This window comes from Acinetobacter sp. YH12255, assembly GCF_013417355.1.
GTDB classification, from domain to species: Bacteria; Pseudomonadota; Gammaproteobacteria; order Pseudomonadales; family Moraxellaceae; genus Acinetobacter; species Acinetobacter pseudolwoffii.
Genome location: NZ_VPEC01000092.1, coordinates 1 through 4,195 on the forward strand (window position 1 = coordinate 1; position 4,195 = coordinate 4,195).

Annotated in this window: 3 protein-coding genes and 1 pseudogene; 3 read left to right on the forward strand and 1 reads right to left on the reverse strand. The window is 39.5% G+C overall.

From position 1 onward, the window contains the following. Positions 1-134, reverse strand: a pseudogene (locus tag FTV30_RS16390) (mobilization protein); the annotation flags it as partial. Between the two features lie 210 nt (positions 135-344). On the opposite strand from FTV30_RS16390, the gene mobQ reads away from it, so the two are divergent. The 3 genes from mobQ (at position 345) to FTV30_RS15660 (ending at position 3,848) form a co-directional block, all read left to right on the forward strand. Further along, positions 345-1,781 carry a MobQ family relaxase gene (gene mobQ / locus FTV30_RS15650; protein WP_039090895.1) on the forward strand — a complete coding sequence of 479 codons (1,437 nt, stop codon included), beginning with the start codon at positions 345-347 and terminating at the stop codon, positions 1,779-1,781. Between the two features lie 534 nt (positions 1,782-2,315). Then, the gene (repM, locus tag FTV30_RS15655) at positions 2,316-3,245 is read left to right on the forward strand and encodes a replication initiation protein RepM (protein ID WP_000131200.1); all 930 of its coding nucleotides are present in this window, start codon (positions 2,316-2,318) and stop codon (positions 3,243-3,245) included. A gap of 78 nt (positions 3,246-3,323) precedes the next feature. Next, entirely contained in the window at positions 3,324-3,848 is a 525-nt protein-coding gene (locus FTV30_RS15660; RefSeq protein ID WP_039090898.1) for a plasmid replication DNA-binding protein, read from the forward strand. Positions 3,849-4,195 lie beyond the last annotated feature (347 nt).

The following is a 4,195-nucleotide window of genomic DNA, read 5'->3' on the forward strand; positions in this document are numbered from 1 at the left end:
GTATCATCCTTTCGAGCTTGTTCTTTCTCTTTAGCACGTTCTCTTGCCAGTGCTGCCTGTCTTTGAGCCTTTAACTGCTTTAGCTTTTCTTCCTGTGCTTTGATTTTGCTGTCTAGTGTTTCAGTAACGCTCATTAATCCAATACCATCATCCTGGGAAACCATCCCTAACATAAGCGCACTTGAATATGCATTCAAGGTGCTATATGTATAGTAATGTTTTCCTCGAAGAGCGCACTTATGCAAACTTTGTTTGCAAGTACGATTGGGGTCTCCCCCAATACCCCGACAACCGTATTCACGGTTGTATTTCACTACGTGAAAATTTAAAAGCGAAAAACAGACATGGCGATTTACCACTTTTCAGTTAAAACCGTAGCAAGATCAGCAGGGCGTTCCGCCACTGCTGCGATTGCCTATCGGGCAGGTGAAAAGATCTATTGCGAACGTGAAGGCCGAGAACATGACTACAGCCGAAAAACTGGTGTGGAATACAAAGAAATTTATTTACCCGAAGGCGCACCAGAGTATTTAAAAAACCGGGGAAAACTCTGGAACGAAGTGGAACAACGAGAAACCAGAAAAAACTCGACAGTCGCCCGGGAATTTGAAATTGCTTTTCCAAGTGAGTTGAACCAGGAACAACGCCTGGCCATGCTCGAAGAACTATGCGCCAGTATCGTAGACAGACATCAGGTGGCCGTCGATGCCTGTATCCATGCACCGCATACCGGATCCGGCAGTGATGAACGCAATTATCACGCCCATATCCTGATGAGCACACGCAAGCTCACTCCCGAAGGTTTTACCGAGAAAACCCGGGAACTGGATCAGAAACACAGTGGAGAAATCGAACATTGGCGCGAACACTTTGCCAATATCTGCAATATGCACCTGGATCTGGCCGGGTCCACCGCCCGGGTTGACCACCGCAGCTACAAAGACCAGGAGAATGGCCTGGAAGCCACCCTGCACGAAGGACCGAAAGTCACCGAGCTGCGCCGAAAAGGGATTGAGACCGAAATCAGCCGAAGCAATGATGAAATCAAACAGAGAAATCAGGCTCAGCTGCAATACGGCAAAAATATGGACCTGCTGATTGCTGAAAATGAGATAAAACTCAGAAAACTGAAAACTGAACAGCAGATCCAAATCAAAAATAGCGCTAAAACGCCACCAATTGACGAAAAAGCCCTGTTTGAGGAAAAACAGAGAGAAACCCTAGTCAAATTGCTACAAGGCGAAATAAGCGCAAAAGAGGCGAATCTAGACCTGCATTTTATGCAGGATGTTTTTAAAAAGGCAGAAAACACCCTGGGCAAGATGCAAAAGCATAAAAACGAGTTCAATCAGCAGCTCGCCCAGGAGATCGTGAAAAGCGGACTCAAGCAAAGTCATGACAAATTGCAAAGCCTGGTGGATCAACACAACCAATTAACCCAGAACAAACCCTTACTGTTTGGAAAAAAAGCCTGGGAAGCCCAACGTGATGCGATTTACCAAGAACACAAAAAACTGAAAGGTCAGCATGAACACCAGAAAAAACATGGTGTGAAGGATTTATTGGAAAATGAAAAGTTTAAAGAACATGCCTGGAAGCAGTACCAACAACAACATCCGGCCAAAGCCAAGCAATACCAGAATCTATACTCAACCTATCAAGTCATTAAAAAATGTGTGAATGAGATCAAAGCAGAACAACAGCTGAAACTCAGACAAGAACAACAACTCAAAGCACAGCAACATGCGCCTAAAATGAAATCTCGTGGCATGAGTCGTTAAACAGAGCGAGTGTCTACGAGCGAACTGAGAAAATTTGCCCTTTCCTTTCCCTGATTACAAGCTCCCTATCCATTAATCACCTACCCTACAGAGCATCCCGAATGGGTGCGAACTTTCCAAGTTTTATTCCTAGACCGAGCGAAGCGAGAAAAAAAGCTTATGAGCGAAGCGAATTCCGAGTTGCTTTTGCTTTTTATTGAAGTTACCTAGGGATTAACCAAAAATTGCCCCAACGAATCGAGCGAGAGCGAGATTCAATAGAGTTTGAGCGAAGCGAAAACCAAGGGCAATTTTTCATGAAATATGCTTTTAATTATTTTTAAAGTTTTTAAATGTTTTTAACTCGACTGAATCCTTTTATTTATAAGGATTTCAAGCTTTATATAGCAACGTTTCCTCGGTTATATAGCAACGTTTCCTCGGTTATATAGCAACGTTTCCTCGGTTATATAGCAACGTTTCCTCGGTATTTGACAACAAATATTTATTATGTTGTTATAGCAACACAATAAAATTGTTGCTAAATAGAATGACATGACAGACTTAGTCGTAAAATCTAATAAACTTGTACAAGCTTTACAGACACTTACTTTAAGCGAAACCCGTTTACTTCAGCTCGCAATTGTAGACGCTCGTGAGACTGGACAAGGATTATCAACAGATGAACCTTTAGAATTAAATGCTCTTAGATATGCTAAAGCATTTAACGTTTCTCCAGATGCAGCTTATTTAGCATTAATTGAAGCAGAAGATTCTCTTTTTAAAAGACAATTTACGATTACCAATGAAGATGGAACTTTAACAAAAAGTCGCTGGATTCAAGATGCTAATTATCGGAAAGGTGAAGGAAGAATTTTAGTTACCTTAACTCGTGTGGTAATTGAACATGTCACTAAAATAGATGGGTTTGAACAGTATTTTACTAGTTATCATTTGAAAAAAACTGCTGACTTCAAAAGCGTTTATGCAGTACGTCTTTATGAGCTCTTAATGCAATGGAAGTCTGTAGGGAAAACGCCTGTTTATGAATTAAATAAATTTCGTAGCCAACTTGGTATAGGTGTTAACGAATACACTCGAATGGAAGCATTTAAGAGACGTGTTTTAGATATTGCAGTAGATCAAATCAACGAATTTTCAGATATAACTGTTAAATACGAACAGCATAAAAAAGGTCGTTCAATCTCAGGATTTTCTTTTAGCTTTAAGCCAAAGAAAGCAACTATTCGATCTATAGAAACTAATAGAGACCCTAATACAACTGATCTGTTCTCGAGAATGACAGATAAGCAACGCCACTTATTCGCTACTAAACTTTCCGAACTACCAGAAATGGGTAAGTATTCTCAGGGTACAGAAAGCTATCCACAATTCGCTATACGTATTGCTGAAATGCTTCAAGATAGTGAAAAATTCCAAGAATTATTCCCTTATCTTCAAAAAGTTGGCTATCAAGCTGCCTAAAATTTATACTTGATCATTTGTCTATTAGGCAGTCTAATAGACAACAACTTTTGACAGAGTTAGGCATAGATTTACAGCATGAAAAGCCTTACAGTTCTTGAGCTTTCTAAGCTTTACAATATCAATAGACAAACGATTTACAACAACATAAAGAAAGGAATTTTAAGTAAAAATTCTGATAATAAAATTGATCTGGCTGAAGCTATCCGTGTTTTTGGCGAACCTTCAAAAAAACTAGATGTAAAAGAATCTGTAAAAATAGACAGTCCAAATTCGGCAGAAGTTTTACTACTTAGGCAACAGATAGACATGCTGAAAAATCAGCTTGATGATGCAAAAGAGCGTGAATCCTTTTATCAAAATCAAATTGAGACGATGCAACGTCTACTGGAAGCACCCAAACCAAAGATTCAAGACCCTAGTGAACTCGAACTCCCTCAATCAGCTCCCATTGTAGAAATGAAGGAAGAGGTAATAGTCGTTCCACCTAAAGATGACGGATTGACTACTCCAGAGAACAAACGTATCCCTGTCCCAGAACACGTTGAGCCTGAACCTAAAAAGAGAGGCTTCCTGAGCCGTTTTTTCCTTCCTTATGGTTAGCCAGGACTCCAATTTTTTGATGAGCCAATTTCAGTGCAAGCACATGAAATAATGACTCATCAAAAAACCGGATGAGGTTTATTAAAACTGAATAAAACCGTGGAACATTGCTTACTTATTGAGCGTGGAACAAGAAAAATTGCTAAAACAGCCTAAGAGAGCGTGCTTAGGCTGTTTTTACAGATATAAAACATTGTTTTAAAAGGAAATTTTTTGGACGTTTCGTATAAGGTGTATTATGTTAATTTTAGAAAATCTTCACTACTATTATTTTAAAATAAGCCTTATATCCAAGCATAAAACAAGGTTGTCTAGACTTCTTTTAACAGTAAAGTTATCATAAAACT